Source organism: Chamaesiphon sp. GL140_3_metabinner_50 (genome assembly GCF_025361915.1).
In the GTDB taxonomy this organism is placed as follows: domain Bacteria; phylum Cyanobacteriota; class Cyanobacteriia; order Cyanobacteriales; family Chamaesiphonaceae; genus Chamaesiphon.
Window position 1 is genome coordinate 1 of sequence record NZ_JANYJC010000248.1, and the last position, 3,508, is coordinate 3,508.

Here is a 3,508-nt window from a genome sequence, read left to right on the forward strand (position 1 = left end):
CGTTACCAATCGCGCGGCTAAAGCTTTAGCAGCCTTTGAAGGGCGGACAGAGGTGACTCTGGATGATATCAGCCGGATCATCGCATTGTGTCTGCGCCATCGCCTTCGCAAAGATCCACTCGAATCGATCGATTCTGGCTACAAGGTAAATAAAGTCTTTGCCCAAGTGTTCGGGGTTGAGTTAGCAGCCAAATAATTTTGCTGCCAAAGATATCAAAAAAAACCTGGCTTCTACTTAGAAGCCAGGTTTTTAGTTAACTTAACTATCTATTTAGAAATACTTTGTTTTTTGCCGAATTTGCGCTTCAACAGCACGACAGATCCGAATGCAAAAGCAGTTCCAGCAAGATCGGAAGGTTCGGGTACTTCAGTACCAGTAGGCTGGAGATCGGCGGTAGCACTAGTAAATTCTACGCGTAGAGCAGTAGGATTGATAGGATCGCCATTAGGGGCGTTATTTACGACAAACGCTAATGTATTGTTACCGCTATTAAAACCACTAGTCAAACTAAAGGTACTAAATCCAGTACCAAAACCAGAGTTGGTAGCCGCGACATCAACACCGTTGAGAATAAGTTTAAGACCAGAGTTATCGGTGTTCCATTTACCTTGGATACTAGCAGTACTGGCGACTAATCCGCTCAAATTAAAGCTAGTGGAGTAAGTATATGTACCAGCAATATCTTGTAAGCCATCATTGTTGGGACCGATCCAAGCAGATTTGTTATCATCGCCTTGACCAGCAGGCACACTGTTATATACGGTAGCAGGGAAGGTACCGATCGCGATCGCACGAGGAGCCGCACCAAAGCTAGAACCTGTCAGGGTGTAGTTAGCATCGTTACCTGCACCGAGAGTGCCAGCGGAATTAAAACCAGTGCTAAATAATGTCGAAATTGTGGCTGCTTGTGCCTGACCGACCGAACCAAAACTTAATGCGATCGTGGAAAGTCCACCGACGGCTACACCGTTGATGAGCGAACGAGTTGTCATTTTCATAGTAATCTGTCTGTAAAAAGCTGGGAAGTTTCCTGAAACCAAGAGAAAAAGGGGCTTAAAGAGATTGACTGCGATGTACTGTGCTTTACTAACACAGTAATCTATGTCACGCAAGCGCAATTGTCAAGTCTTTGTCCTAATTCAGCCATATTACTGGTAAGTTGCGTGAAAAGTCAATGCCGTTATTACTACAAAGTCAGAGCATATTTCTATGCCCTGATGATGAAGTGGCTAGATTAGGTCTTCTACAGGTCGATCTAGATCGATCGGACAGCATAATACTAGCTACGCTTAATTGCCGATAACAAAGATTGCAAATCTGTCGTACTCATCCGCGCGCCAGGAATGGTCACTAGTCGAGACGAAGCCATCGAACCCAATCTCCCGGCGGTTTCCCAGTCCATGCCGTTAGTGATGCCGTACAATAAGCCACCAGCATACATATCGCCAGCTCCGACAGTATCGATCGCTTTGACGGGGAAAGGTGCAATTTCAATTAATGTGGTACCGTCAAAAATTAACGAACCTTTAGCACCGAGGGTAAGCGCAAAAGTCTGGGAAATGGTTTTTAGGTACTCGATCGCGATAGTTAAATCTTGAGTTTCAGCCAGCTCCAAGGCTTCACTTTCATTAGCAAATAATAAATCGACTCCAGAGCCAATCATCTCTAAGAGTCCGGCTCTGAAGAACTTTGCCATATTTTGGTCGGAGAGGGTGAGGGCAACTTTGCGACCCGCATTTGTGGCAATTTCTCTGGCTGTAATTGCGGCTTGTTTGCTATTTTCGCCTGTAACTAAATAGCCTTCAATATAAGTATATGCCGAGTCGGCGATCGCATTGGGGACTAGTTCGAGATCTGATAACCCTGAAGAAATACCCAAGAAGGTATTCATGGTGCGGTCTGCGTCTGGAGTGACAAAAACCAGACATTTACCCGTAATTCCCGGTTCGGGTGGATGAGATTTGAGATTGGTATCGACCCCAGATGCTAGTAAATCTTGAAGGTAATATGCGCCAGGTTCGTCTTTGGCAACTTTACACGAGTAAAAAGTTTTACCACCAAATTGGCTCACAGCGACGATCGTATTAGCTCCAGAGCCGCCACAAGTGCGTTTGGTGGCATAATTACCGAGCCGCTCTAAAATTTTGTTCTGGCTAGCTTCATCGAGCAGTGTCATTACCCCTTTGTCGATGCCTAATTCTTCTAATAGTTCTGGTTCGACTTCACATTCGACATCGAGGAGCGCATTACCAAGTCCGTATACATCGTAGCGTGTCATAAAAATTTATGTAATTTAGTCGAAAATTGTTGTCACTTTGAAGAAAAAATGCCCTCAAAATTTAGGGTAGGGGTGATTCTGCTAAAGTTAAAACAGATATTCGCTCTCAATTCTATGTCATATATTCGTTCTTATCTCAATCGACTCTTATTATCGATCGTCGTCGTGACGCTTTCGATCGGAATTTTCGCTCTTCCCGCTCAGGCTACTGCTATTTATGAAATCCCCGTTGTCTCGGCTGGGGTACCGACTTGGGTTGTCGATAAAGCTGAAGTGTTGAGCTTATCGACTAAGGGTACGGTTAAAGGCACCTTAGAACAGCTTGCCAAGCAGACTGGCAAAGAAGTCCGGTTTGTCACCATTCATCGGCTCGACTATGGTGAAACAATTCAAACTTTTACAGATAAACTCTTCAAAAAATGGTTTGCTACCCCAGAAGAACAAGCCAATCAAGCTCTAATTGTGCTGGATAATGTCACCAACACCATTGGTATTCAAACTGGCACTGAGGTTAAATCGCTACTCACAGAGCCAATTGCTACCAGTATCATCGCGGAAACCATGCCAGCACCCTTGCGGAATGGTAATAAATACAATCAGGCATTTACAGATGCTACCGATCGACTGGTTGCGGTATTATCAGGGAAAGCCGATCCTGGCCCGCCAGTCGTAATTTCAACTCCAGAAGTTGGCAGAACTTATCTTAAAGCCGAAGAAACTGAAGCCAATCGCACGAATTTTCTGACGATTGTGATTGGACTACTGATCGTTGCAACGGTAATTCCGATGGCAACTTGGTGGTGGTATCAAAACCAAAGTTAGAGTCGATTGTTGGTTATTGGTTATGTGCAGGTAATATTTAGTACTTTGACACTAACCATTAACCACTACTTTTAATCGTACTTACTGACGAGTGACAACAGATTCTAATCTTGGATATATTCGGCACCAGATAGCAAAGCAATTTCGGCACGGATGAATTCTCGCCCTAAATAAGCGGCATGATCGAACATACTCACCAGACAAGGTTGAGTTTGCTCGATTAATTTAACGCATAATTCCTTGGCAGTTCGTCCGGTAAATAAGAGATCGCTCGTGCGTGCAACCGATCCTTTGGCGGGGATAACTTTACCAGTTTCGGGATCTACTGCCAAACCACGATCGTCGATCGCATTACTATAGTGCTTGGCACAGATTAAGCCAGCGACTCGATCGACATAAATAATAAA

Annotated in this window: 4 protein-coding genes and 1 pseudogene; 2 read left to right on the forward strand and 3 right to left on the reverse strand. The window is 44.4% G+C overall.

The annotated features are described in order from the left end of the window. Positions 1-196, forward strand: a pseudogene (locus Q0R35_RS12435) (magnesium chelatase ATPase subunit I); the annotation flags it as partial. Between the two features lie 71 nt (positions 197-267). Here Q0R35_RS12435 and Q0R35_RS12440 read toward each other — a convergent pair. Continuing rightward, positions 268-999, reverse strand: a complete 732-nt coding sequence (locus Q0R35_RS12440; protein ID WP_295618424.1) for a PEP-CTERM sorting domain-containing protein — start codon at positions 997-999, stop codon at positions 268-270. A 281-nt stretch (positions 1,000-1,280) separates the two neighbouring features. After that, complete coding sequence (locus tag Q0R35_RS12445; RefSeq protein ID WP_295618427.1) at positions 1,281-2,279, reverse strand: adenosine kinase; 999 nt, start codon at positions 2,277-2,279, stop codon at positions 1,281-1,283. Between the two features lie 114 nt (positions 2,280-2,393). On the opposite strand from Q0R35_RS12445, the gene Q0R35_RS12450 reads away from it, so the two are divergent. Beyond that, on the forward strand, positions 2,394-3,101 hold the full coding sequence (locus Q0R35_RS12450; protein ID WP_295618431.1) for a TPM domain-containing protein: 708 nt from the start codon (positions 2,394-2,396) through the stop codon (positions 3,099-3,101). Between the two features lie 104 nt (positions 3,102-3,205). Here Q0R35_RS12450 and Q0R35_RS12455 read toward each other — a convergent pair. Continuing rightward, positions 3,206-3,508 (reverse strand): DUF4346 domain-containing protein (locus Q0R35_RS12455; protein WP_295618434.1); only part of this gene is annotated, 303 nt, incomplete at its 5' end.

Bases quoted from the DNA above. Each gene is read 5' to 3' on its own strand.
- Q0R35_RS12450 (WP_295618431.1), top strand. From the start codon at position 2,394: ATGTCATATATTCGTTCTTATCTCAATCGACTCTTATTATCGATCGTC.
- Q0R35_RS12445 (WP_295618427.1), bottom strand. From the start codon at position 2,279: ATGACACGCTACGATGTATACGGACTTGGTAATGCGCTCCTCGATGTC.
- Q0R35_RS12440 (WP_295618424.1), bottom strand. From the start codon at position 999: ATGAAAATGACAACTCGTTCGCTCATCAACGGTGTAGCCGTCGGTGGA.